Annotated in this window: 18 protein-coding genes; 15 read left to right on the top strand and 3 right to left on the bottom strand. The window is 75.0% G+C overall.

What is annotated here, in order from left to right; all coding sequences use genetic code 11:
* Nucleotides 1–780 carry a uroporphyrinogen-III C-methyltransferase gene (gene cobA, locus ATJ88_RS13060; RefSeq protein WP_098464200.1) on the top strand — a complete coding sequence of 260 codons (780 nt, stop codon included), beginning with the start codon at nt 1–3 and terminating at the stop codon, nt 778–780.
* A 31-nt stretch (nt 781–811) separates the two neighbouring features.
* Nucleotides 812–1909, top strand: a complete 1098-nt coding sequence (locus ATJ88_RS13055; RefSeq protein WP_098465338.1) for a uroporphyrinogen-III synthase — start codon at nt 812–814, stop codon at nt 1907–1909.
* Here the strand turns inward: ATJ88_RS13055 and ATJ88_RS13050 are convergent.
* On the bottom strand, nt 1882–3213 hold the full coding sequence (locus tag ATJ88_RS13050) for a sensor histidine kinase (RefSeq protein WP_245852417.1): 1332 nt from the start codon (nt 3211–3213) through the stop codon (nt 1882–1884). The two genes, ATJ88_RS13055 and ATJ88_RS13050, sit on opposite strands and share 28 nt — an antisense overlap.
* On the bottom strand, nt 3210–3866 hold the full coding sequence (locus ATJ88_RS13045; RefSeq protein WP_098464199.1) for a response regulator transcription factor: 657 nt from the start codon (nt 3864–3866) through the stop codon (nt 3210–3212). The genes ATJ88_RS13050 and ATJ88_RS13045 overlap by 4 nt, the downstream gene beginning before the upstream one ends.
* 122 nt (nt 3867–3988) lie before the next feature.
* Between ATJ88_RS13045 and ATJ88_RS13040 the strand changes: the two genes are divergently transcribed.
* From ATJ88_RS13040 to ATJ88_RS12980, 13 genes are all read left to right on the top strand, one after another.
* Nucleotides 3989–5206: a LolA family protein gene (locus tag ATJ88_RS13040; protein ID WP_098464198.1), complete on the top strand. Its 1218-nt coding sequence runs from the start codon at nt 3989–3991 to the stop codon at nt 5204–5206.
* The gene (locus tag ATJ88_RS13035; RefSeq protein ID WP_098464197.1) at nt 5203–6162 is read left to right on the top strand and encodes an ABC transporter ATP-binding protein; all 960 of its coding nucleotides are present in this window, start codon (nt 5203–5205) and stop codon (nt 6160–6162) included. The genes ATJ88_RS13040 and ATJ88_RS13035 overlap by 4 nt, the downstream gene beginning before the upstream one ends.
* Nucleotides 6149–7012 carry an ABC transporter permease subunit gene (locus ATJ88_RS13030; protein WP_098464196.1) on the top strand — a complete coding sequence of 288 codons (864 nt, stop codon included), beginning with the start codon at nt 6149–6151 and terminating at the stop codon, nt 7010–7012. The genes ATJ88_RS13035 and ATJ88_RS13030 overlap by 14 nt, the downstream gene beginning before the upstream one ends.
* A 30-nt stretch (nt 7013–7042) precedes the next feature.
* Entirely contained in the window at nt 7043–8329 is a 1287-nt protein-coding gene (locus tag ATJ88_RS13025; protein ID WP_098464195.1) for a molybdopterin molybdotransferase MoeA, read from the top strand.
* Nucleotides 8326–8802 carry a cyclic pyranopterin monophosphate synthase MoaC gene (gene moaC / locus ATJ88_RS13020; RefSeq protein ID WP_098464194.1) on the top strand — a complete coding sequence of 159 codons (477 nt, stop codon included), beginning with the start codon at nt 8326–8328 and terminating at the stop codon, nt 8800–8802. The genes ATJ88_RS13025 and moaC overlap by 4 nt, the downstream gene beginning before the upstream one ends.
* Nucleotides 8799–9860, top strand: coding sequence for a molybdenum cofactor biosynthesis protein MoaE (locus ATJ88_RS13015; RefSeq protein ID WP_098464193.1), 1062 nt, complete (start codon nt 8799–8801; stop codon nt 9858–9860). The genes moaC and ATJ88_RS13015 overlap by 4 nt, the downstream gene beginning before the upstream one ends.
* A gap of 170 nt (nt 9861–10030) precedes the next feature.
* Nucleotides 10031–12235 carry a PhoX family protein gene (locus tag ATJ88_RS13010; RefSeq protein WP_098464192.1) on the top strand — a complete coding sequence of 735 codons (2205 nt, stop codon included), beginning with the start codon at nt 10031–10033 and terminating at the stop codon, nt 12233–12235.
* Between the two features lie 922 nt (nt 12236–13157).
* Nucleotides 13158–14396, top strand: coding sequence for a cysteine desulfurase family protein (locus ATJ88_RS13005; protein ID WP_098464191.1), 1239 nt, complete (start codon nt 13158–13160; stop codon nt 14394–14396).
* Nucleotides 14393–15604 carry a tRNA 2-thiouridine(34) synthase MnmA gene (gene mnmA / locus ATJ88_RS13000; protein WP_098464190.1) on the top strand — a complete coding sequence of 404 codons (1212 nt, stop codon included), beginning with the start codon at nt 14393–14395 and terminating at the stop codon, nt 15602–15604. The genes ATJ88_RS13005 and mnmA overlap by 4 nt, the downstream gene beginning before the upstream one ends.
* A complete protein-coding gene (locus tag ATJ88_RS12995; protein ID WP_098464189.1) occupies nt 15601–16638 on the top strand; it encodes a uroporphyrinogen decarboxylase/cobalamine-independent methonine synthase family protein in 1038 nt (345 codons plus the stop codon). The genes mnmA and ATJ88_RS12995 overlap by 4 nt, the downstream gene beginning before the upstream one ends.
* A 137-nt stretch (nt 16639–16775) precedes the next feature.
* Nucleotides 16776–19556 (top strand): bifunctional acetaldehyde-CoA/alcohol dehydrogenase, encoded by a 2781-nt coding sequence (gene adhE / locus ATJ88_RS12990; RefSeq protein WP_098464188.1) that lies wholly within the window; start codon nt 16776–16778, stop codon nt 19554–19556.
* 116 nt (nt 19557–19672) lie between these two features.
* Complete coding sequence (locus ATJ88_RS12985) at nt 19673–20410, top strand: HAD family hydrolase (protein WP_098464187.1); 738 nt, start codon at nt 19673–19675, stop codon at nt 20408–20410.
* A complete protein-coding gene (locus tag ATJ88_RS12980) occupies nt 20407–22884 on the top strand; it encodes a glycoside hydrolase family 65 protein (protein WP_098464186.1) in 2478 nt (825 codons plus the stop codon). The genes ATJ88_RS12985 and ATJ88_RS12980 overlap by 4 nt, the downstream gene beginning before the upstream one ends.
* Nucleotides 22885–22938: 54 nt before the next feature.
* Here the strand turns inward: ATJ88_RS12980 and ATJ88_RS12975 are convergent, their stop codons facing one another.
* Nucleotides 22939–25086, bottom strand: coding sequence for a prolyl oligopeptidase family serine peptidase (locus tag ATJ88_RS12975; RefSeq protein WP_098464185.1), 2148 nt, complete (start codon nt 25084–25086; stop codon nt 22939–22941).
* Between the last annotated feature and the right edge of the window lie 230 nt (nt 25087–25316).

The raw sequence follows: 25316 nt of genomic DNA, 5'->3' as shown, positions 1-25316 counted from the left end.
GTGACCGCCCCGGGGCGCGTCACCCTCGTCGGAGCCGGCCCGGGCGCCGCCGACCTGCTCACCTACCGCGCCTGGCGAACCCTCACCACGGCCGACGTCGTCGTGCACGACCGCCTCGTCCCGCTCGAGGTCCTCGCCGACCTCGGCGCGGACGTCGAGGTGGTCGACGTCGGCAAGACCCCCGGGCACCACAAGCTCCCGCAGGCCGACATCGACGCCCTGCTCGTGCGGCACGCCCGGGCCGGACGGCACGTCGTCCGGCTCAAGGGCGGCGACCCGTTCGTGTTCGGCCGCGGCGGCGAGGAGTGGGCCGCGTGCGCCGCCGCGGGCGTGCCCGTCGAGGTCGTGCCCGGCGTCTCGTCGGCGCTCGCCGTCCCGGCGCTCGCGGGCGTCCCGCTCACCCACCGCGGCACGACGACGGCGTTCCACGTCGTCACGGCGCACACGCGGGCCGGTGAGCAGGAGCTCGACGACGTCGCCGTGGCCTGCGTCACCGCCCGTGCCGCTACCCTGGTGATCCTCATGGGGGTGTCCGCCCTGCCGGCGATCGTGGCCCGCCTGCTCGACGCCGGTGCGGACCCGGCCACCCCCGTGGCGATCGTGGAACGGGGGTCCACGCCGCAGCAGCGCGTGACGCGGGTCGGTCTCGACCTCGCGGCCAAGCGGGCCGAGGAGGTCGGCGTGACCGCCCCCGCCGTGATCGTGGTCGGGGACGTGGCCGCCGAGGGACTGCTGGAGGGCACCGGTGACCGAGGAGTCGTGGGGGGCGCGCGTGGGTGACACCGCGACGCGGCCCGCGCTGGGACAGGTGATGGCCGGGTGCACCGTGCTCGTCACGGCGGACCGGCGCTCGGGCGAGCTCGCCGCCGCGCTCGGCCGTCGCGGTGCGGCCGTGCGGCACGCCCCGGCCCTCAGCATGGTGCCGCACGTCGACGACGACACCCTGGTGGCGGCCACCGCCGCGCTCGTCGACGACCCGCCGGACGTCGTCGTCGCCACGACGGGCGTGGGGTTCCGCGCGTGGGTCGAGGCGGCGGACGCCCACGGCCTGGCCGACGACCTGCTGCGCGTGCTGGGCGGCGCCCGGATCGTGGCGCGCGGGCCCAAGGCGCGCGGCGCGGTGCAGGCCGCGGGCCTGAGCACCGACTGGGTGGCGGAGTCCGAGACCGCCGCCGAGGTCGCCGAGGTGCTGCTCAGCGAGGGCGTGCAGGGCCTGCACGTCGCGATCCAGCACCACGGCGCGGGCGCCGACGGCCTGGACGAGGTGTTCGCCAAGGCCGGCGCCCGGGTGTCCCCGCTCGTGGTGTACCGGTGGGGCGCCACCCCGGACCCGGAGGCCCTGCGCGCGTCCGTGCGCGCCGCCGCCGCGGGGGAGATCGACGCCGTCGTGTTCACCTCCGCGCCGGGCGCCGAGGCCTGGCTGGAGGCCGTGGAGCAGGCGGGCCTGCTCGACGAGGTCGTGGCCCGGTTCGCCGCGGGCCAGATGGTCGCCGCGTCCGTCGGCCCTGTCACCTCCCGCCCGCTGGCGCACCGTGGCATCCCGACCCTGGAGCCGGAGCGCGGCCGCCTCGGTGCCCTCGTGCGCGCCCTGGTGGGGCACTACGAGCAGATCGAGGCGGTCGCGCTCGGCACGGTCGCCGGCCCCCTCGTCATCCGGGCGCGCGTGGCGGTGCTCGACGGCCAGGTGCTGCCCCTGTCGCCCACCGGGGTCGAGGTGCTGCGCCTGCTCGCCGCGGCCGGGGGCGGCGTCGTCACCCGCGAGGCCGTGCTGGACGTCCTGCCGGGCGTGTCCCGCGACGGGCACGCCGTCGAGGTCGCGATCGCCCGGCTGCGCGAGGCCACCGGGCGGCGGGACCTCGTCAAGACGGTCGTGAAGCGGGGCTACCGGCTGGAGCTCGCGGTCGCCTGACTTGGTCGGCCCGTCGGCGGCACCGGCAGGGTCACGGTGGCGCGGAGCCCGCCGAGCGGGCCGTCGTCCAGCGTCACGTCGCCCCCGTGCTCCCGGGCGACCTCGCGCGCGATGGCGAGCCCCAGCCCGGTCCCGCCGGAGTCGCGGCCACGCGCCGTGCCGAGCCGCGTGAACCGCTCGAACACCCGCTCCCGGTCGGCCGCCGGGATCCCCGGACCGTCGTCGTCCACCGTCACGACGCCGTCGCGCACCTCGACCAGCACCCGGGTGGCCGCGAACCGTCGCGCGTTGTCCACGAGGTTGCGCACCACCCGGCCCACCGCGGCGGGGTCGGCGACCGCGCGGCCCTCGCCGTGCAGGTCCACGTCGCCGACGGCGTCGTGGACCACGTCGCGCAGGTCGACGTCCCGCACCTCCCGGGGGGAGGCGCCCACCCGGGCGAGCACGAGCAGGTCGTCCGCGAGCGCCTGGAGGCGGACCACCTCGTGGGCGAGGTCGGCGGTGAGCTCGGTGCCCTCGTACGCCTCGGGGTGCTGCCGGGCGACCTCGAGAGTGGTGCGCAGCGCGGCGATGGGGGAGCGGAGCTCGTGGGCGGCGTCGGCCACGAAGTCGGTCTGGCGCCGGGCGGAGGCGTCGAGGCGGTCGAGCATCGCGTTGAGGGTGCGGGCGAGCGCGGCGATCTCCTGGGCGTCGGGGACGGGGAGCGTGCCGGGTCCGCCGACGCCGCTGACCCGCGCGGCGCCGGCGCGCAGCTCCTCGACGGGGCGCAGGGCGCGGCCGAGCAGCAACCACGTCACCAGGCCGAGCGTGAGGGTGAGCACGGGGACGACGACGCCGAGCGAGAGGCGCAGGGCGCGCAGCGCCCCCTCGATCTCGGCCAGGGGGAGGGCGGCGACGACGCGCTCGCCGGTCGGCAGGGTGTCCACCAGGACGCGGGCGGGTCCGCTGCCGTAGGCGGTGCCGTCGCGGGTCGCGGCGCCGTCGGGCGTGGCGGCGAGGGTGTCGGGCGCGAGGACGGGCAGGGTGCGGCTCGCGTTGGGGGAGGACGCGACGACCTGCCCGGCGGCGTCGAGGAGCTGGACGACCTCGCCGGGCTCGTCGGCAGCGAGCACCTCGGGGAGCCGGTCGTCGGCGACGAGGGCGGCGACCTGGGCGGCGGTCCCGACCAGCACGGCGTCGGTGGCGGCCACCCGGCTCTGCGACACGACGGAGGTGAGGGCCAGCGCGCCGAGGACGAGGGCGGCGCCGGTCGCGCCGGCGGCCACGAGGGTGAGCCGCCGGCGCAGGGACCAGCCCCGTCTCACCGGCCCACGACCCGGTATCCGGCGCCCCGCACCGTCTCGACGGCGCCGCGGCCGAGCTTGCGGCGCAGGTAGCCGACGTACACCTCGACGACGTTGAGGTCGTCGCCGGCGGCGTCCCACACGTGGTCGCGCAGCTCGACCTTGGACAGGACCTCCCCGGGGCGGCGCATGAGGTGCTCCAGCAGCGCGGTCTCGCGGGTGGTGAGCTCGACCGGCTCGCCGTCGCGCCGCACCTCGCGGGTGGCGGGGTCGAGGGTGAGGGCGCCCGCCCGCAGGAGCGTGGGGCGGGGCGGGGCGCCGCGCCGCAGCAGGGCGCGCAGCCGGGCGACGAGCACGCTGAACGCGAAGGGCTTGGGCAGGTAGTCGTCGGCGCCGACGTCGAGTCCGCGGGTGACGTCGGCGTCGGTGTCCTTGGCGCTGAGGACGAGGACGGGCGTCCAGACCTCCTCGCGGCGCATCGTGCGCAGCACGTCGAGGCCGGAGCGGCGCGGGAGCATGAGGTCGAGGACGACGACGTCGTGGTCGCCGTCGAGCGCGAGCGCGAGCCCGGACTCGCCGTCGGGGGCGACGTCGACGGCGAACCCCTCGGCCTGCAGGCCGCGGCGCAGGGCCTTGGCGAGCACCGGCTCGTCCTCCACCACCAGGATGCGCACCCCCGCAGCATGGCACCGGCGGGCGCCGGGCGCGTCCCCGGCGTGTCCTGCGCCGCGGCCCGGGGTGCGCCCTCGGGGGCGTTCTCAGCGTGGTCTCAGGTGGCCTCGGCCAGGGTGGTCCCATGGACACCTCGCGCAGACTCTCCCCCCGGGCCCGGTGGGCCCTCCCGGCGGCCGTCGCCGGGGTCGTCGCCGCCGCTTTCGCCGTCCCCGCCACGCTCGGGGCGGTGGCGAGCGACGACCTGCCCGCCGTCACGGCCGACGAGCTCGTCGACCGGATGGCGGCCGCCGACCGGGTGCCGGTCTCCGGGACCGTCGTGTACACGGCGCGTCTCGGGCTGCCGGACGTCACGGTCTCGGACCTGCAGGGCGCGGGCCCGCTGGACCTGCTGGGCGGCAGCACGACGGTGCGGGTCTGGTCGGACGGCGCGGACGCCTCGCGCGCGGCCCTGCTCGGCGACGTGTCCGAGTACTCGGTCGTCCGGGACGGGCCGGAGGCGTGGACGTACTCCAGCACCGACGACGAGGCCGTGCACTACGTGCTCGACCCGGCGGACGCGGAGCGCTGGGAGGAGATGTCCGACGGGTCCGGGCCGGCGGTCGAGGGTGATGTGCCCACGCCCGCGGAGGCCGCGGACCTGGCGCTGGCGCACGCCCGCGTGACCACCGACGTCACGACGACGGAGCCGGTGGAGGTCGCCGGGCGGGCCGCCTACCAGCTGGAGCTGCGGCCGCAGACCGACGGCACGCTGGTGGACCGGGTGCGCGTCGCGGTGGACGCCGAGACCTGGGTGCCCCTGCGCACGCAGGTGTGGAGCGTGACGGACCCCGCGGCCCCGGCGGTCGAGGTGGGGTTCACCGACGTCTCGTTCGACGCCCCGGACCCGAGCGTGTTCGCCTTCTCCGCCCCGGCGGGCGCGGACGTCCGCGAGGTCGTGGTCCCGCTGCCGGAGCCCGGCACGACGGGGGCACCGAGCAGCGAGGCGCTGGGCGCCGACGCGGGCGTCGCGGTCTCCGGCACCGGCTGGGAGACGGTCGTGGAGGTCTCCGACGTCGACGTGGACGCGATCCTCGGGGCGACGGCGCAGGGCCGCCTGCCCGAGGGCAGCACCGGGTCGAGCGGCGCCGACGACCTGTTCGGCGAGCTGACCGACACGCAGGACGGCGAGATGCCGGGCCTGCCCGAGCTCGACACGCAGGCCCTGTACGAGCAGCTCACCACGCCGGTCGACGGCGGGCGCCTGCTGACCTCGGCGCTGCTGTCCGTGCTCGTCACGGACGACGGCCGCGTCCTGGCCGGGTCCGTGCCGCCCGCGACGCTCGAGGAGCTCGCCGGATGACGGCCGGGGCCGCGACCGTGGACGCCGCGGTCCGCACGAGCGGCCTGACGAAGCGGTTCCGGTCGGGGCAGGTCGGCGTCGACGGGATCGACCTGCTCGTCCCGCGGGGCGCGGTCTACGGGTTCCTCGGGCCGAACGGGTCGGGCAAGACGACGACGATCCGGATGCTCCTCGGCCTCGTGGCCCCCACCACGGGGTCGGTGGAGCTGCTGGGCACCCCGATGCCGACCGGCGGTACGACCGTGCTGCCGCGCGTCGGCGCGCTGGTGGAGGGCCCGGCGTTCCACCCGTACCTGTCGGGACGGGCGAACCTCGACCGGCTGGACGCCGTCGACGCGACCGCCGACCCGGCCACCCGTGACCGGCGGGTCGGTGCCGCGCTCGACCGGGTCGGGCTGACCGCGGCCGCCGCCAAGCGGTACCGGCAGTACTCCCTCGGCATGAAGCAGCGCCTGGGACTCGCGGCCGCGCTGCTGCGCCCCCGCGACCTGCTGCTGCTCGACGAGCCCACCAACGGCCTCGACCCGCAGGGCACCCGTGAGGTGCGCGCGCTCGTGCGCGAGCTCGCCGACGGCGGCTCGACCGTCCTCGTCTCCTCCCACCTGCTCAGCGAGATCGAGCAGGTGTGCACCCACGTCGGGATCATGAGCCGCGGCCGGCTGCTCGCCCAGGGCACCCGCACCGAGATCGCCGACGAGGGCACCACCCAGGTGCGGGTCACGACCCGCGCGGACCAGCGTGACCACGCGGTGCGCGTCCTGGCGGGCCTCGGCCTGCCCGACGCCCGCGCCGACGGCGACGTGGTCACCGCGCCGCTGGGCACCGTCGCCGTGGAGAAGGTCGCCCAGGCGATCGTCGGCGACGGCGTCGACCTCCTCGGCCTGGAGGTCCGGCGGCCCACCCTGGAGGACGTGTTCGTCCGGCTCACCGGGGAGGGCTTCGATGTCGCTCGCTGAGACCACGGCGGCGCCCGTCGCGTCCGCGCCCCGCGCCACGGCCCGCCTGCTGCGCAGCGAGCTGCGCCTCGTGTTCGGCCGGGTGCGCAACCTCGTGCTGCTCGCCGGACTGGCGTGCGTCCCGCTCCTGGTCGGCACCGTCCTGTTCGTCACGCAGGGCACGCCCGTGGCCGGGCAGGGACCGCCGTTCCTCGACCGCGTCACCGGCAACGGCCTGTTCCTCGTGTTCGCCGCGCTGGTGAGCTGCCTGCCGTTCCTCCTTCCGCTGTGCGTCGCCATCGTCTCCGGCGACGCCGTCGCGGGGGAGGCGTCCGCCGGCACGCTGCGCTACCTGCTCGTCGTGCCCGTCCCGCGCACCCGCCTGCTCCTGGCCAAGGCCGTCGCGGCGCTCGCCTACGCGGGCGCCGCCGTCCTCGCCATCGCCGTGGTCGGCCTCGTCGCGGGCGCGGCCTACTTCGGCGTCGGCGACGTCGTGCTGCTGTCGGGCGACACGATCCCGCTCGCCGAGGGCATGCTCCGCGCCCTCGGCGTCGTCGGCTACGTCGTCCTCTCCCTGACGGGGCTGGTCGCGGTCGGCCTGTTCCTGTCCACGCTCACCGAGGTCCCCGTGGCGGCGATGGCCGCCACCGTCGTCGTGGCCATCGTCAGCGGCGTGCTCGACGCCCTGCCGCAGCTGTCCGCGATCCACCCGGCGCTGCTCACGCACCACTGGCTCGACCTCGGGGAGTTCCTGCGGCTGCAGGTGGACGCCTCGACGCTGGCCGCGGGGCTGGCCGTGCAGGCCGCGTGGGTCGCGATCTTCGGCACGCTCGCGTGGAGCCGCTTCACGACGGCGGACGTGTCCTCCTGACGCCCGCGCGCACCTCGTAGGCTGCTCGGCATGGATCACCACGCCGACCGGCGGGCCGTGCCCGAGCACCAGGAGGCGGTCCGCGGACTGGTCGAGGCAGGGCTCGCCGCCGCGCGGCGGGCCACGACCCTGCCGCTCGCCGGGCTCCTCGCCGCGGCGGCCGCGGGCGTCCTCGCCCCGCGCACCCTCGTGGCCGACGCCGTCGCCGGGCTGGACCTGCCGGGCTTCGACAACTCCCAGATGGACGGGTACGCCGTGGGCGCCGCCGACCTGGCCGGGGCGACGCCAGCGCGCCCGGTCGTGCTGCCCGTCGCCGCGCCCGTCCCGGCCGGCACGCAGCCACCGCCGCTGGAGGCCGGCACCGCCGCGCCCGTCATGACCGGCGCCCCCGTCCCCGCCGGCGCCGACGCCGTCGTGAAGATCGAGGACGCCGATCCGCCCGCGTTCCCCGACCCCGCCGCCCGCGCCGGCGTCCGGTTCGCCACCCCCGCCGCTGCCGGCACGTTCGTCCGCCGCCGCGGGTCCGACGTCGCCGCGGGGGACGTCGTCGTCCCCGCGGGCACGCCGGTCGGCCCGCCGCAGCTCGGCGTGCTCGTCGCGTCGGGCGTCACCGAGGTGGAGGTCGCCGAGGCGCCGCACGTCCTGCTGGTCTCCACCGGGTCCGAGCTCGTGCCCGCCGGCGAGACCCTCGGCCCCGCGCAGCTCCACGACGCCAACGGCGCCGCCCTCACCGCCGCGCTCGCCCAGGTCGGGTGCCGGGTCACGCCCCGCGTCGTCGCGGACGACCCCGCCGCCCTGCGTGCCGTCCTCGCCGACGCCCCCGCCGACGTCGCGCTCGTCGTCACCAGCGGCGGCGTCTCCGCCGGCGCGTACGAGGTGGTCCGCCAGACCCTCACCGACGCCTGGTTCGGACACGTCGCCGTGCAGCCCGGCGGACCGCAGGGCCTCGGCACCGTCACCCTCGGCGCGCCCGGGGACCCCCCCGAGGTCCCGCTCGTCGCGTTCCCCGGCAACCCCGTCAGCGCGCTCGTGTCCTTCGAGCTGTTCCTGCGCCCCGTCCTCGCCGCCGCCACCGGCGCCGGGCCCGCCCACCGGCCGCGCGGCCGCGCCCCGCTCGCCACCGCCGTCGACTCGCCCCCGCACCTGCACCAGGTGCGCCGCGGCCGCCTCGACCCCGACGGCCGTGTCGCCCTCGTCGGCGGCCCGGGATCCCACCTCCTGGCCCACCTCGCGGCGGCTACGCTCCTCGTGCACGTGCCGCCCGGCGTCGCGCACCTGCCCGCAGGTGCCGAGGTCGACTACTGGGAGATCCGATGAGCGACCTGACCCACTACCGCGCCGACGGGGCCGCCCACATGGTCGACGTCACCGCCAAGGACGTCACGAAGCGGCAGGCCACCGCCCGCGGCGTGCTGCGCACCCGGCCCGACGTCGTCGAGAGGATCGCGACCGGCGACCTCCCCAAGGGCGAGGCGATCGCCACTGCCCGCATCGCCGGGATCATGGGCGCCAAGCGCACCGCCGACCTCGTGCCGCTGTGCCACCCGCTGCCCCTGTCGGGCGTCGAGCTCGACCTCGTCCCCTCGGGCGACCACGTCGAGATCACCGCGACCGTGCGCACCACCGGACGCACCGGCGTCGAGATGGAGGCCCTCACCGCGGTCACCGTCGCCGGGCTCACCCTCTACGACATGATCAAGGCCGTCGACAAGGCCGCCGTCCTCACCGACGTCGAGGTCGTCGCCAAGTCCGGCGGGAAGTCCGGCGACTGGACGCGGGAGGACGCATGACCACCGCCGACGGCCGCACCGAGGACCATCCCCACCACGGCGTCGAGGGACGGCCCGCCGACGTCGGGTCCCGGTCGGCGAGGCGTCGCCGCGCCGCCGTCGTCGTCGCGTCCGACCGTGCCGCCGCCGGTGTCTACGCCGACCGGTCCGGACCGGCCGCCGCCGGGTGGTTCACCACGCACGGCTGGGACGTGCTGCCCGTCGTCGTCGTGCCCGACGGCGAACCCGTCCGCGACGCCCTGCTCGAGCTGCTGGACGGCGACGCCCCGCCCGACGTGATCGTCACCTCCGGCGGCACGGGCATCGCTGCGTCGGACTCCACCCCCGAGGCGACGCTCACCGTCCTTGACCGCGAGGTGCCCGGCGTCGCCGAGCTCGTGCGCGCCCGGTCGCTCGCCCCCACCGACCCCGCGAAGAAGGCCGTGCCCGCCGCCGCGCTGTCCCGCGGTGTCGCCGGGGTCGCCGGTCGCGCCCTCGTCGTCAACCTGCCCGGCTCCGTCGGGGGCCTGCTCGACGGCCTCGACGCCCTCGCCGACGTCCTGCCGCACGCCGTCGACCAGCTCGCCGGACACGACCACCCCGGTCCGGCGCCGGCCGCGACCCCGGAGGGAGAGTCCGTCGTGCTGCGCGCCGACGTCGTCGACTCCCCCCTCGACACCCTGCACGGCGAGCTCGCCGCCCTCGTCCGCGACGACGCGTGCGGCGCCGTCGCCACCTTCGTCGGCCACGTCCGCGACCACGACGAGGGGCGTGGCGTCACCGCCCTGCACTACGAGGCCCACCCCGACGCCGCCACCGTCCTGCACGCCGTCGCCCAGCGCGTCGCCCGACGCGTCGCCGCCACCACCGGGGACCGCCTGCGCGTCGCCGTCGTGCACCGGTACGGCTCCCTGGACGTCGGGGACGTCGCCGTCGTCGCCGCCGTCGCGTCCGGCCACCGCCAGGCCGCCTTCACCTGCGCCGCCGACCTCGTCGAGGAGCTCAAGGCCGAGGTCCCCATCTGGAAGGAGCAGGGCTTCGACGACGGCACCAGCGAGTGGGTGGGCTCGCTCGGCTGACGTCCGGGCACCGTCCGGCTGGCGCGGGGCGGGCCGTCACCGGTCGTCCCGCCCGCCCGCATCGGCAGGTCACGCGGTGTTCACCGACGCGCAAGGGCCCGGTCGATCGGCGGCCACGCGGCATTCCTAGGTTCAGGACGTTCCCCCGGTCCGACACCAGGAGTGACCCGATGACGATCGCCCCCGACGCGCGCCCGCTGCTGCCGGTCGCCGGCACGCCCCACCACGCCCGCGGCAAGCGCAGCCCCGTCACCTGCCGGCTCAAGTGCGCCGACGCCTGCTCCCACCCCGCCCCCAACGCCAGCGCCAACGAGTACTTCCGCGACGTCGCCTCCCGCGCGTTCACCCGGCGCGTCATGCTCGGCGGCGTCGCCGCGGCCGCCGCGGCCGTCGTCGTCGGGGCCGACGTCCTCGGCGCCACGCCCGCCTCCGCGACCACCGCCACCGGCCGCGGCTGGGGCGCCGGGAAGACCGGCCTCGCGTTCACCGCCATCGACCCGCAGCCCATGGACGTCGACGCGTTCACCGTCCCCGACGGCTACAGCTGGTCGCCCATCATCCGCTGGGGCGACCCCGTCCTGCCCGGCGGCCGCGCCTTCGACCCCGCCCGCCAGACACCCGAGCAGCAGGCCCGCCAGTTCGGCTACAACTGCGACTACCTCGACATCCTCCCCGAGGACCCCAAGGACCTGCGGTCCATGGTCGAGACCCGTCGCGGCACCCGAGGCCTGCTCGTCTCCAACCACGAGTACACCAACCCCGACATCATGTTCGACGGCAGCTACGACGCCGCCACCCGCCGCGCCATCGAGCGCGCCGCCCACGGCATGACCGTCGTCGAGGTCCACCGCGACGCCACCGGCGAACCCTGGGAGTACGACCGGATCGCGCGCCGCAACCGCCGCATCCACATGGACACCCCGTTCACCGTCGACGGCCCCGCCGCCGGCGACGCGCTGCTCCGCACCGTCGCCGACCCCACCGGCCGCCGCGTGCTCGGCACCCTCAACAACTGCGCCGGCGGCACCACCCCCTGGGGGACCGTCGTGTCCGGCGAGGAGAACTTCCACGGCTACCTCCGCGTCGACGGCACCGACCCTCGCGACGCCCGCTACGGCCTGCGCGACGCCGCCACCGGCTACGGCTGGGAGCTCGACGACCCCCGCTTCGACGGCAACAACCCCGGCTACGAGAACGAGAACCACCGGTTCGGCTGGGTCGTCGAGATCGACCCCTACGACCCCGGCTCCACCCCCGTGAAGCACACCGCGCTCGGCCGCTTCAAGCACGAGGGCGCCAACGTCATCCTCGCTCACGACAAGCGCGCCGTCGTCTACATGGGCGACGACGAACGCTTCGACTACGTCTACAAGTTCGTCTCGGCGCACCGCATGCGCGACGGCCACAGCCGCGCCGCCCGCGAGCACAACAAGCAGCTCCTCAGCGAGGGCGACCTCTACGTCGCCCGGTTCACCGGCGACTCCCCGGCCGCCGAGATCGACGGCAGCGGCACCGTCCCCTCCGACGGCGCCTTCGACGGCCGCGGCCGGTGGCTGCCCCTCGTCCGCGACGGCCGCTCCCAGGTCCCCGGCATGACCGTCGCCGAGGTCCTCGTCTTCACCCGCCTCGCCGCCGACGCCGTCGGCGCCACCAAGATGGACCGCCCCGAGGACGTCGAACCCAACCCCGCCACCGGGCGCATCTACGTCGCCTGCACCAACAACACCAACCGCGGCACCGGCACCAACCCCGCCGCCGACGAGGCCAACCCCCGCACCACCAACCGCAGCGGGCACGTCGTCGAGATCATCGAGGACCGCGGCGACCAGACCGCCACCACGTTCCGCTGGAACCTCCTCCTCGTGGCCGGCGACCCCGAGGTCGACGACACCGCCTACTTCTCCGGCTTCCCGCCCGAGAAGGTGTCGCCCATCTCCTGCCCCGACAACCTCGCCTTCGACACCGCCGGCAACCTCTGGATCTCCACCGACGGCCAGCCGTCCACCATCCAGAAGTGCGACGGCCTGTTCAAGGTCACCCTCGACGGGCGCGATCGGGGCCGCGTCGAACAGTTCCTCGCCGTCCCGCGCGGCGCCGAGACCTGCGGCCCCGTCGTCGACGCCCGCGACTCCATGGCGTACGTCAACGTCCAGCACCCCGGCGAGGACGGCTCCTGGGACGCGCAGACCTCCGCGTTCCCCGACTACCTCGCCGCGGGCGAGCAGGTCACCGGCGCCTGGAGCGGGCCCCGCCCCTCCACGGTGCAGGTCTACCGCACCGACCGTCGCCACGACCGCTGGGACCGCCGCAAGGACCGTGACCGCTTCGACGGCCCCGGCCCCTTCCCCTGGCAGCGAGGCACCGGCCGCCGCTGACCCCCGCGAGTCAGCGCTGGTTCCCGCGAGTCAGCGCTGGTTCCCGCGAGTCAGCGCTGGTTCCCGCGAGTCAGCGCTGGTTCCCGCGAGTCAGCGTACGGCCGGGTGGAGGGTCCGGGCACGGTCGCGTTCACGGGCCCCAGGGGGCCCTCCACTTCGGGTCTGACGACCGTGCCCGGACCCTCCACCCGGCCTCGATCGTCGCGTCGCGCTGGGCGCGGTGACCTGTCGGGGCGGCTGCGCGGGTGTTGCCGTCGGGTCACGCGAGGCCATGACATGCCGGCCGACGTCGCCCACCGGCAACCTGGTCGTCGCTGGGCGCGCTCGCTCGCAAGCTCGTGTCCCGAGTCCGGAGAGCTCGCGTCGCCGGCCTGGTCAGGTCACCTGCGGCACTAGGCCTCCGACGACGGGCCGCGCGGCCGGAGGCTCCGGCGTGGTCCCTTGTCAAGGGCCTCGTCATGGAAGTCCTGACGTCGTCTCGTTCCGCGGCGACCTGACGGACGCGGGCCCGTGCCGGTCGGCGCGATGTGCGCTGACTCGCGCGAGCGTGTGCTGACTCGCGCGAGCGTGTGCTGACTCGCGCGAGCGTGTGCTGACTCGCGCGAGCGTGTGCTGACTCGCGCGAGCGTGTGCTGACTCGCGCGAGCGTGTGCTGACTCGCGGGAGTCTGCGCTGACTCACGCGAGCCGCGCTGCGACTCGTGGGGTCGGGTGGGGGATGCCGGGCACGGTCGTCAGACCGGAAGTGGAGGGCCCCCTTGGGGCCCGTGAACGTGACCGTGCCCGGCATCCCCCACCCGACCGTGAACACCGACCGTGAACACCGACCGTGAACACCGACCGCGACCACCGAGCGCGACGCACCCCGCACCCGCAGCGGGCGCACGGGATGGGATCGCGGGTCGCGGGGGTTCGTAGACTTGATGACCGTGACCACGCCCCCGGACCCTGGCGCCTACCTCGACCACGCCGCGACGACCCCGATGTCGGCGCCGGCGTTGGCGGCGTTCGTGGAGGAGGCGGGGCGGACGGGCAACGCGTCGTCGCTGCACTCGGCGGGCAGGGCGGCGCGTCGTGCGGTGGAGGAGTCGCGGGAGTCGCTGGCGGCGGCGTTGGGTGCGCGGCCGAGCGAGGTGATCTTCACGGCGGGCGGCACGGAGTCGGACAACCTGGCGGTGAAGGGGATCTTCTGGGGGCGTCGTTCGCAGGACGCGCGGCGTCGTCGGGTGCTGGTGTCCGCGGTGGAGCATCACGCGGTGCTGGACCCGGCGTTCTGGCTGGCGGGGCACGCGGGTGCGGAGATCACGCTCCTGCCGGTGGACGGCGAGGGCCGGGTGGACCTCGACGCGCTGCGTGCGGAGCTGGCGGACCACGCCGACGAGGTGGCGCTGGTGAGCGTGATGTGGGCGAACAACGAGGTGGGCACGCTGCAGCCGGTGCGGGAGGTCGTGCGGGTCGCGCACCAGCACGGGGTGCCGGTGCACTCGGACGCGGTGCAGGCGGTCGGTCAGGTGGAGGTGGACTTCGCGGCGTCGGGTGTGGACGCCCTGACGATCAGCGGGCACAAGGTGGGCGGTCCCGTGGGGGTGGGTGCCCTGCTGGCGCGCCGTGACCTGGCGTTGGAGGCGGTGTCGCACGGCGGCGGCCAGGAGCGGGGCGTGCGGTCGGGCACCTTGGACGTGGCGGCGATCCGCGCGCTCGCGGTGGCGGTCACGGATGTCGTGGGCCGTCGTGCGGAGCGGGCGTCGGCGTTCGCCGTGCTGCGCGATGAGCTGGTGGCGGGGGTGCGCAGGATCGCGCCGGAAGCGGTGCTGCGCGGCCCGGACCCGGCGTCGGGGACGGCGGAGGCGCCGGTGCGGCTGCCGGCCAACGCGCACTTCACGTTCCCCGGTGCGGAGGGCGACTCGTTGCTGTACCTGCTGGACTCCGCGGGGGTGCAGGCGTCCACGGGTTCGGCCTGCCAGGCGGGGGTGCCGCAGCCGAGCCACGTGCTCCTCGCGATGGGCGTGGACGAGGTGGCCGCGCGCGGCGCCCTGCGCTTCTCCCTGGGCGACACCTCGACCCGCGCCGACGTCGACGCGCTGCTGGCGGCGCTGCCGCAGGTCGTGCAGCGGGCGCAGGCCGCCGGCCTGGTCTCCGCGCGGCAGGGAGGTGCGGCATGAGGGTGCTGGCGGCGATGTCCGGCGGCGTCGACTCGGCGGTCGCGGCGGCGCTCGCGGTCGAGGCGGGCCACGAGGTCGTGGGCGTGCACATGGCGTTGAGCCGCAACCGGGACCAGTTCCGCACGGGTTCGCGGGGCTGCTGCTCGATCGAGGACGCGGGGGACGCGCGGCGTGCGGCGGACGTGCTCGGCATCCCGTACTACGTGTGGGACCTGTCGGAGACGTTCGAGGAGACGGTGGTCGCGGACTTCCTCGCCGAGTACTCGGCCGGCCGCACCCCGAACCCGTGCGTGCGCTGCAACGAGCACATCAAGTTCGAGGCGCTGCTGGACAAGGCGACGGCGCTGGGGTTCGACGCCGTCGCGACGGGGCACTATGCGCGCATCGTGCACGGCGCGGACGGATCCCCGGAGCTGCACCGGTCGCCCAACGAGGACAAGGACCAGTCGTACGTGCTGGCGGTGATGGGGCGGGACCGGCTGGAGCGGTCGATCTTCCCGCTGGGTGGGTTCGCGTCGAAGGCCCAGGTGCGTGCGGAGGCGGAGCGGCGCGGCCTGTCGGTGAGCGCGAAGCCGGACTCCTACGACATCTGCTTCGTCGCGGACGGTGACACGGGAGGGTTCCTGCGGGACCGGCTGGGGGAGCAGCCCGGCGAGGTGCGGGACACGGACGGCAACGTCGTGGGGGAGCACCGGGGGGCGTACGCGTTCACGGTCGGGCAGCGCAAGGGGCTGGGGCTGGGGCGTCCGGCCGCGGACGGTCGGGCGCGCTACGTGGTGGACGTGGACACGTCGTCGAACACGGTGGTGGTGGGTCCGGCGGAGCTGCTGAGCGTGGACCGTGTCGCCGGGGAGAAGGCGGTGTGGCTGGCCGAGCCTGCGGACGGCTGGGCGGACGTGACGGTGCAGGTGCGGGCGCACGGCCGACAGGTGCCGGCGCAGGTGCGTGCGGTGCCGGCGCTCGACGACGGCGCGGGCGGCCTGGAGGTGCGGCTCGGCGAGGCGTTGCGCGGCGTCGCGGCCGGTCAGTCCCTGGTGGTGTACTCCGGCACGCGGGTGCTGGGTCAGGCGACGGTGTCGCGGGCCTGGCGCGACCGCGCGGGGCGCGCGGCGACGGCGGCTGACGGCACCACGGCGGACGGCGCCACGGCACAGGCGCCGGTGGCGGTTCCGGCTCCGGTGGCCGCGGCGACGGAGGCCCGCGCGTGACGGCGGTCAGCGGGCGCGGCCCGTGGCCGGGTGGTCGGGGCGACGAGCTGGAGGCGCAGCAGACGGTGCTGGGCGACCTGGCGTCGTTGCCGACGGGCGTGGACGCGGTCCCGTTCGTCACGCGACTGCCGGGCCGCGGCCCGGGTGCGGACCCGGTGGGGCGGGCGGGTGTGCTGCTCGCGGAGCTCGCGGTCGAGCTGGGTCCGCACGGCTGGAAGCTGGCGGACCACCGGGGGGCGGACCACCGGCGCGCGGAGAACCTGCTGGCCGACGACCTGCTGGCGCTGGCCGTGGCGGGTCACGGCTACGAGGGCCCGCTCACCATGGAGGTGACGGGTCCGTGGACGCTGGCGGCCGAGCTGTGGTCGGTGCGCGGCGACCGGGTGCTGGCGGACGTCGGTGGCCGGGCGGAGCTGGGGCAGTCGTTGGCGCTGGGGCTGGCGGAGCACGTGGCGCGGGTGCGGGAGCAGGTGCCGGGCGCCCGGGTGGTGGTGCAGCTCGCGGAGCCGCTGCTGGGGCAGGTGCACGCGGGCGTGCTGCCCACGTTCTCGGGCTACTCGCGGTTGCGGCCCGTGCCGGGGCCGGACGTCGTGGAGGGTCTGCAGCCGGTGGTGTCGGCGCTGCACGGCGCGGGTGCGGAGGTCGTGGTGCACCTGGGCGGCACGTGGGTCGGGATCCCGCCGGTGGTGCTGGCGGGGGCGGACGCCGTGGGCCTGGACCTGGCGGCGGTGGGTCCGGGCGGCTGGAACGAGCGGGCGTGGGAGCTGGTGGCGCGCGCCGTGGAGCGGGGCACGCGGTTGTGGGCGGGGCTGCCGCCGGCGACGGTGTCGCAGTGCTCGGGCCCGCAGCTGGGCGAGCTGGTGCGGCTCGTGGCGGAGCCGTGGCGACGGATCGGCCTGCCGGCCGAAGGTCTGGACGCGGTCACGGTGCTCGCGTCGCCGCGCCCGGCGCTGGCCACGCTCGACGAGCACCGTGCCGAGCTGGCGAACCTGGGCCGGGTCGGCGAGGCCCTGGCCGAGCGCGCGACCGTCTGACCTGGGTCGACGTTCGCTGTGCGGGAGGTCACTTCCCCGGCCTCTTGTGGTCTGACCACAGATAGTGAAAACTTTCACATGAGGAAGGAACGCCGAGGCGGACCACACGGGTCCGCCCGCGAGGAGGGGAGCACGACATGGCCGCCAGGACCGCACGCCCGTCAGCCCGCACCACGACCGAGCCGACCGTCACCGAGCCCGCCGCCGTCGCGACCGCGACCCCGGCCGAGGCTCCCGCCGAGCCCGCCGCGCAGGCGCCCGCCGAGGGCCCCGAGGCCGCCGTCGACGCGCTCGTGCAGCGCGGCCTCAAGGCGCTCGCCCAGTACTCGTCGCTCACGCAGGAGGACGTCGACCACATCGTCGCCAAGGCGTCGGTTGCCGCCCTGCACGAGCACGGCAACCTCGCCCAGCTCGCCGTCGAGGAGACGGGCCGCGGCCTGTTCGAGGACAAGGCGACCAAGAACATGTTCGCCTGCGAGCACGTCGCCCACTCGATGGCCGGGCTCAAGACGGTCGGCGTCATCGGCCGCGACGAGCTGCGCGGCATCGTCGAGATCGCGGAGCCCGTGGGCGTCGTCGCCGGCGTCACCCCGGTGACCAACCCGACCTCGACGGCGATCTTCAAGAGCCTGGTGGCACTGAAGACCCGCAACCCGATCGTGTTCGCGTTCCACCCCAGCGCCCAGCGGTGCTCGGTGGCGGCGGCCCGCATCGTGCGCGACGCCGCGGTCGCGGCCGGCGCCCCGGAGGACTGCATCCAGTGGATCGAGCAGCCGAGCCTCGCCGCCACGAGCGCGCTCATGCACCACGACGGCGTGTCCCTCATCCTCGCCACGGGCGGCAACGCGATGGTCCGCGCCGCGTACTCGGCGGGCAAGCCGGCGCTCGGCGTCGGGGCGGGCAACGTCCCGGCGTACGTGACGCGGACGGCGAAGCTCGGGCGGGCGATCAACGACGTCGTCCTGTCCAAGGGGTTCGACAACGGCGTGGTGTGCGCCTCGGAGCAGGCCGTCATCCTCGACGACGAGATCTACGACGAGGCCCTCGGCGAGTTCCGACGCCTGCACGCGCACCTCGCGACGCCCGAGCAGAAGGCGCTGCTGGAGGAGTACCTGTTCGGGGTGACCGCGCAGGGCGCGTCGTGCGCGGAGGCCCGCCTCAACGCCGCCGCGGTCGGTCGTTCGGCGCACTGGATCGCGGCGCAGGCCGGGTTCGACGTGCCGGAGGACACCACGGTGCTGCTCGCGGAGATCGACGGGGTGGGTCCGGCCGAGCCGCTGAGCCGCGAGAAGCTGTCGCCCGTGCTGGCGGTCCTGCGTTCGCGCAGCACCGACGAGGGCGTCCGTCTCGCCGAGCAGATGGTGGAGTTCGACGGCCTCGGCCACTCGGCGGCCATCCACACGGAGGACGAGGCCCTCGCGGAGCGGTTCGGGCACGCCGTCAAGGCGGTCCGGGTGCTGTGGAACCAGCCGAGCGCGCTCGGCGGCATCGGCGACATCTACAACGCGCTCATCCCGTCGCTCACGCTGGGCTGCGGCTCCTACGGCCACAACTCGGTGTCGGACAACGTCAGCGCCGTCAACCTCATCAACGTCAAGCGGGTCGCGCGCCGCAACACCAACATGCAGTGGTTCAAGGTGCCGCCGAAGATGTACTTCGAGGCGAACGCCATCCGGTACCTCGTCGACATGCCGGACGTCGAGCGCGTCACGGTGGTCACCGACCGCGTGATGTCGCAGCTCGGCATCGTGGACAAGGTGCTCGACGTCCTGCAGCGCCGCTCGAACAAGGTCGCGGTGCAGATCATCGACACCGTCGAGCTGGAGCCGAGCGTCGGCACGGTGGAGCGCGGCGCGGACCTCATGCGCGACCACCGCCCCGACACGATCATCGCGATCGGCGGCGGGTCGCCGATGGACGCCGCGAAGGTCATGTGGCTCAAGTACGAGCACCCGGAGGTGGCGTTCAGCGACCTGCGCGAGAAGTTCTTCGACGTCCGCAAGCGTGCCTTCCAGTACCCGACGCTCGGCGAGAAGGCGAAGCTGGTGTGCGTGCCGACGTCGTCGGGCACCGGCGCGGAGGTGACGCCGTTCGCCGTCATCACCGACCCGGAGACGGGCTTCAAGTACCCGCTGGCGGACTACGCGCTGACCCCGTCCGTCGCGATCGTGGACCCGGTGCTCACCGCGACGATGCCGGCCCGGCTGGCGGCCGACTCCGGCATGGACGCCCTGACCCACGCGACCGAGGCGTTCGTGTCGGTGTACGCGAACGACTTCACCGACGGCCTGGCGCTGCACGCCATCAAGCTGGTCTTCGAGAACCTCGAGCGCTCGGTGACCGAGGGCGGCGAGGCCACGGAGGCCCGCGAGAAGATGCACAACGCGGCGACGATCGCCGGCATGGCGTTCGGCAACGCGTTCCTCGGGATCGTGCACGCGATGTCCCACACGGTGGGCGCGACGTTCAAGCTGGCCCACGGCCGGACGAACGCGATCTTCCTGCCGCACGCGATCCGCTACAACGGCACCGTGCCGGGCAAGGTGACGGGCTGGCCGAAGGCCGAGCGGTACGTCGCCCCGGAGCGGTACCAGCAGATCGCCCAGCACCTCGGGCTGCCGGCCGCGACGCCGGACGAGGGCGTGGAGTCCTACGCCCGGGCCGTCGAGGAGCTGACCCGGCGCATCGGCGTCGAGTCGTCGTTCCAGGCGCAGGGCGTGGCCGAGCACGAGTACGTGGGCCGTCTCGACGACCTCGCGATGCGTGCCTACGAGGACCAGTGCGCCCCGGCCAACCCGCGGCTGCCGATGCTGCAGGACATGAAGGACATCATGGTCGCGGCGTACTACGGCACGACGCGCGAGGTCGCCGCCGAGGCGCGGCGCACCGACGAGGGCTACCGGTCCCTCGGGCGCTGAGCGACCGTGCTCCCCGGGGCGGGCGACCGTCCCGGGGAGCGGCGTGTCGCGCGCCGTCCGGGGCCTGGCCGCGCGTAGCGCGGGCCGCCGCGCCCGCACGTGCGTAGCCTGGCCACATGTCCGACCTGCGAGCAGTCCTGTTCGACCTCGACGGCGTGCTCACCCCCACCGCGGAGGTGCACATGCGGGCCTGGGAGCGCCTCTTCGCCCCTTACGCGACGGCGTACTCCCTGGAGCCGTACACGACGGCCGACTACTTCGCCCACATCGACGGCAAGCCGCGCTACGACGGCGTCGCGACGTTCCTCGCCTCGCGGGGCGTCGAGCTGCCGTGGGGCACGCCCGACGACCCGCCCGGCGAGGACACGGTGTGCGCGCTGGGCAACGGCAAGGACGAGATCGTGAACCGCATGTTCGAGCAGGAGGGCATCGACCCGTACCCGGGGTCGGTGCGGTTCCTGGACGCCGTGACGGGCGCGGGCGCCCGCGTCGCGGTCGTGTCGTCGTCGCGCAACGCGCCGGCGGTGCTGGCGGCGGCCGGGCTGGCCGACCGGTTCGCCGTCGTGGTGGACGGGAACGTGGCGGCCCGGGAGCACATCGCGGGCAAGCCCGCGCCCGACACGTACCTGCGGGCGGCGGACCTCCTCGAGGTGCCCGCGGCGCAGGCGATCGTGGTGGAGGACGCGATCTCGGGCGTGCAGGCGGGTGCCGCCGGCTCGTTCGGCCTGGTGCTGGGCGTGGACCGCGGCGTCGGGGCGGACGTCCTGCGCGAGCACGGGGCGGACGTCGTCGTGGCGGACCTGGGGGACCTCGACGCATCGGTGCTGGCCGGCCGGGTCGGGGGTGACGCGTGATCCGCAAGACGTCCGACGAGCAGCACACGGTGGACCGGCAGCGCTTCCCGACGGACCCGTGGCGCCTGGTCGAGGCGGAGTTCTCGGCCGAGGACCTGGGGGTCACCGAGACGCTGTTCTCCGTGGGCAACGGCTACCTGGGGATGCGCGGGAACGTCGAGGAGGGGCGCGAGTCCCACTCCCAGGGGACGTTCGTCAACGGCTTCCACGAGACGTGGCCGATCCGCCACGCCGAGGACGCGTACGGTTTCGCGAAGGTCGGCCAGACCATCGTCAACGTGCCGGACGCGAAGGTGATCCGGCTCTACGTCGACGACGAGCCGCTGCTGCTGCCCGTGGCCGACCTCCTGGAGTACGAGCGGTCCCTCGACCTGCGCGACGGCGTGCTGCGCCGCGAGGTGCTGTGGCGGACGCCGTCGGGCAAGCGGGTGCGGGTGAGCTCGCAGCGCATGGTGTCGTTCACCGAGCGGCACCTGGCGGTGATGACGTTCGAGGTCACGCTGCTCGACGACGCGGCGCCGGTGGCGATCTCCTCGCAGGTGCTGAACCGGCAGGACGGGCAGGACGAGTACCACGTCCGGTCCGCGTCCCTGGGGGAGGGGTTCGACCCGCGCAAGGCGGAGCGGTTCCACGAGCGGGTGCTGCAGCCGCAGACCCGGTGGGGCGACGACGAGCGGGTCGTGCTGTCCTACCGGTGCACGAACTCGGGCATGACGCTGGCGGTCGCGGCCGACGACCGGCTGGAGACCGACAACGCGTGGGACGTGCGCACCCAGGTGGAGGAGGACCTCGCCAAGCACGTGTTCCGGGTGCAGGCTCAGCCGGGGCGGCCGATCCGGCTCACGAAGACGGTGGCGTACCACACGTCGCGCGGCGTGCCGTCGCGCGAGCTGGTCGACCGGTGCCGGCGCACGCTGGACCGCGTCACGACCGACGGTGTCGAGGCGCGTCTCGCCGAGCAGCGGGAGTGGCTGGACGACTTCTGGGCGCGGTCCGACGTCGAGGTCGGGGGGCGTCCGGAGATCCAGCAGGCGATCCGCTGGAACCTGTTCCAGCTCGCGCAGGCCACGGCGCGCGCGGAGGGCAACGGCGTGCCCGCCAAGGGCCTCACGGGGTCGGGCTACGGCGGGCACTACTTCTGGGACACGGAGATCTACGTCCTGCCGTTCCTCACGTACACGAGCCCCCGGTTCGCGCGCAACGCGCTGCGGTTCCGCTACCACATGCTCGGTGCGGCGCGGCGGCGGGCGGCGGAGCTGTCCCAGCGGGGTGCGCTGTTCCCGTGGCGCACCATCAACGGCGAGGAGGCGTCGGCCTACTACGCCGCCGGGACCGCGCAGTACCACATCGACGCCGACGTGAGCTACGCGCTCGTGCAGTACGTCCGGGCCACCGACGACGTGGACTTCATGCGCCGCGAGGCCGTCGACATCCTCGTGGAGACGGCGCGGATGTGGGAGGACCTCGGGTTCTGGCGGGTCAACAGCGACGACAACTTCCACATCCACGGGGTGACGGGCCCGGACGAGTACACCACCGTCGTCAACGACAACCTGTTCACCAACGTCATGGCCCGGTTCAACCTGCGGGCGGCGGCGCTGGTCGTGGAACGCATGCGCGAGGAGTACCCGGACGACTACGCGCGGATGGTGGAGCGCCTCCAGCTCTCGCCCGCCGAGGTCACCGAGTGGTCGCGGGCGGCCGAGAAGATGGCGATCCCGTACGAGGAGGTCTTCGGGATCCACCCCCAGGACTCGCACTTCTTCGAGCGGGAGATCTGGGACCTCGCCCACACGCCGGCGGACAAGCGGCCGCTGCTGCTGCACTACCACCCGCTGGTCATCTACCGGTACCAGGTGCTCAAGCAGGCCGACGTCGTCCTGGCGCTCTTCCTCCAGGGGCACTACTTCACGCCCGAGGAGAAGCTGGCGGACTTCGAGTACTACGACCCGCTGACCACCGGCGACTCGACCCTGTCGGGCGTCGTGCAGTCGATCATCGCCGCGGAGGTCGGCTACCACGAGCTGGCGCTGGAGTACTTCCTGTCGTCGCTGTACGTCGACCTGGCGAACCTGCACGCGAACGCATCCGACGGCGTGCACGTCGCCTCGGCGGGGGGCACGTGGTCGGCGCTCGCGTGCGGGTTCGGCGGGATGCGGGACCACGACGGCGAGCTGTCGTTCGACCCGCGCCTGCCGCAGGGCTGGGAGTCGCTGACGTTCCGCGTGGCGTGGCGGGGCACCCGCCTGCGGGTGACGGTGCTGCCCGCCGCGATCGAGCTCACCGCGGAGACGGGCGACGGCGCGACCGTCGGGGTCCGCGGCCAGGAGGTGACCGTCGACGCGGGGCAGACGGTCGTGGTGCCCCTGGACGGGCACGGGCCGGTACGGCCGGGCCGCCCGGGCCTGCGTGCGCTGTCCGGCAACCGCCGTGACGACGGCACCCTCATCACCGCCACCGTCCCGCACTCCTGACCCGCCGCGGGTCGCACCCGCCCCGCGGTGCCGTGCACCGCGGGGCGCGGCCCGTCAGGCGAGGTGCTGGTGCAGGAACGCGTAGTGCACGGCCGCCATGTGCGCGGCCTGCTTGTTGTCCGCGGCGCCGCCGTGCCCGCCCTCGACGTTCTCGTAGTAGGTGACGTCCTTGCCGGCGGCGAGCATGAGGGCGGCCATCTTGCGGGCGTGCCCCGGGTGCACGCGGTCGTCCTTGGTGGACGTCGTGAACAGCACCGGCGGGTAGGTGCGCTCGGGGTCGAACAGGTGGTACGGCGAGAAGGTGCGCACGAACTCCCAGTCGTCGGTGTCGGGGTCGCCGTACTCGGCGGCCCACGACGCGCCCGCCAGCAGCTTGGTGTACCGCTTCATGTCGAGCAGCGGCACCCCGACGATCACCGCGCCGAACAGGTCGGGGTACCGGGTGAGCATGTTCCCGGCGAGCAGGCCGCCGTTGGACCTGCCCTCGGTGCCGAGGTGCGCGGGCGACGTGATGCCGCGGGCCACGAGGTCGCGCGCGACGGCGGCGAAGTCCTCGTAGGCGCGGTGGCGCCGCTCGCGCAGGGCCGCCTGGTGCCAGGTGGGGCCGTACTCGCCACCGCCGCGGATGTTCGCCACGACGTGCACGCCACCGCGGGCGAGCCACGCCCGCCCGACGGTGCCGGAGTAGCCGGGCAGCAGCGGGATCTCGAACCCGCCGTACCCGTACAGCAGGGTGGGCGCTGTGCCGGGCGTCGTCGGGTCGGCGGGACGGACGAGGTCGGCGCGCCCGACGACGAAGTAGGGGACGCGGGTGCCGTCGTCGGACGTCGCGAAGTGCTGCTCGGCGACCATGCCGGTCGCGTCGAAGAACGCGGGAGCCGCCTTCAGGGGTTCCGGGGCGACGGGGTCGGCCCCGGGGCCGGTGACGGTGGCGAGCGACAGCGTGGACGGCGTGAGGAAGCCGGTGGTGGTGACCCACACGTCGTCGCTGTCGACGGCGGACACGGCCCGCACCCCGACGGTGAGGAGGTCGCCCGTCACCGGCAGCTCCGAGCGCGTCCACGAGGAGGTGACGTCGGCGCCGGCGTCGAGGTCGGGCGGGGTGAGGACGTGCACCGCGTTCTTCACGTCGTCGAGCACGTTGACGACGAGGTGGTGCCGCGTCCAGGAGGCCCCGACCAGCGAGGTGCTCGCCGTGGGCTCGAACAGCACCGTGAGGTCGCGCGCGCCGGCGAGGAACCGCTCGACGGTGGTGGTCAGCAGCGACCCGGCGGCGTAGGTGCGCCCGCCCACGGCCCAGTCCTCGCGCAGGTCCACCACGAGCCACTCGCGGTGGAAGCCGACCTCGGCGGAGTCCGGGACGTCGATCCTCGTCAGGGTCTGGTCGGCGGTGCCGACGGCGGTGACGAGGAACGTCTCGGAGCGGTAGAACGCCAGGGCGCGCCGCACGAGGTCGCGCTCGAACCCGGGGGTCCGGGAGCGGTGCCCGGACACCGCCAGGTCCTCCTCGCGCCCCTCGTGGACGAGGACGGCGTCGGCGAGCGGGGTGCCGCGACGCCACAGCCGCACGGTCCGCGGGTAGCCCGACGTCGTCACCGTGCCGGGGCCGAGGTCGGTCGCGACGTACACGGTGTCCTCGTCGGCCCAGGCGAGCGAACCCTTGGCGAGCGGGCGCTCGAACCCGCCGTCGGCGGCCGGCACGAACTCCTTGGTCACGAGGTCGAACTCGCGGGTGACGTCGGCGTCGGACCCGCCGGGGGACAGGTCCACCAGGGCGCGCCGCCACGGCTCGCCGGCCGCGAGCTGCTCGGGCGTCGGCCGCAGCAGCGACGCGCCGTGCCACACCCACGACTCGTCCTCGGCCGCACCGAGCGCGTCGACGTCGAGCACGGTCTCCCAGCGCGGGGACGCGGAGCGGTACTCCTCCAGGGTGGTGCGGCGCCACAGGCCGCGGGGGTGCGCGGCGTCGCGCCAGAAGTTGTAGAGGTGGTCGCCGACGCGGGAGACGTCGGGGATGCGGTCGTCGGAGTCGAGCACCTCCAGGACGCCGGCCTCGATCTTGTCGAGCCCCGGTCCGCCGAGCACGTCGTGCGCGTGGTCGTTGCGGTCGCGCACCCAGGCGAGGGCGTCGGCCCCCTCGACGTCCTCGAGCCACTGGTGCGGGTCGGCGGGAGCGGTCGGCGCGAGGGTGGGATCACTCATGGCGCGACCCTAGCGCGACGTCCCGCCGGGGTCGTCCCGCGCCCCGGCGGTCCTGTTCACCCGGGTGAAGCCTGTGGTAGAAAGTCCTGGTCAGGGCCTCGACGCCCTGTTCAGACCATCCAGGGGGTTCGCGGAGAAGGTCGCGTTCGCGCGGCCGTCCCAGGGGGAGCCGCCGGACCACCTCACGCCAACGGGGGTGCGGTGAGTACGACGTCGACCACGAGGCCTCG

The organism is Isoptericola jiangsuensis, assembly GCF_002563715.1.
In the GTDB taxonomy this organism is placed as follows: Bacteria; Actinomycetota; Actinomycetes; order Actinomycetales; family Cellulomonadaceae; genus Isoptericola; species Isoptericola jiangsuensis.
Note: the sequence above shows the minus strand (reverse complement) of the source record. Positions and strands in the feature narration are given on the sequence as shown.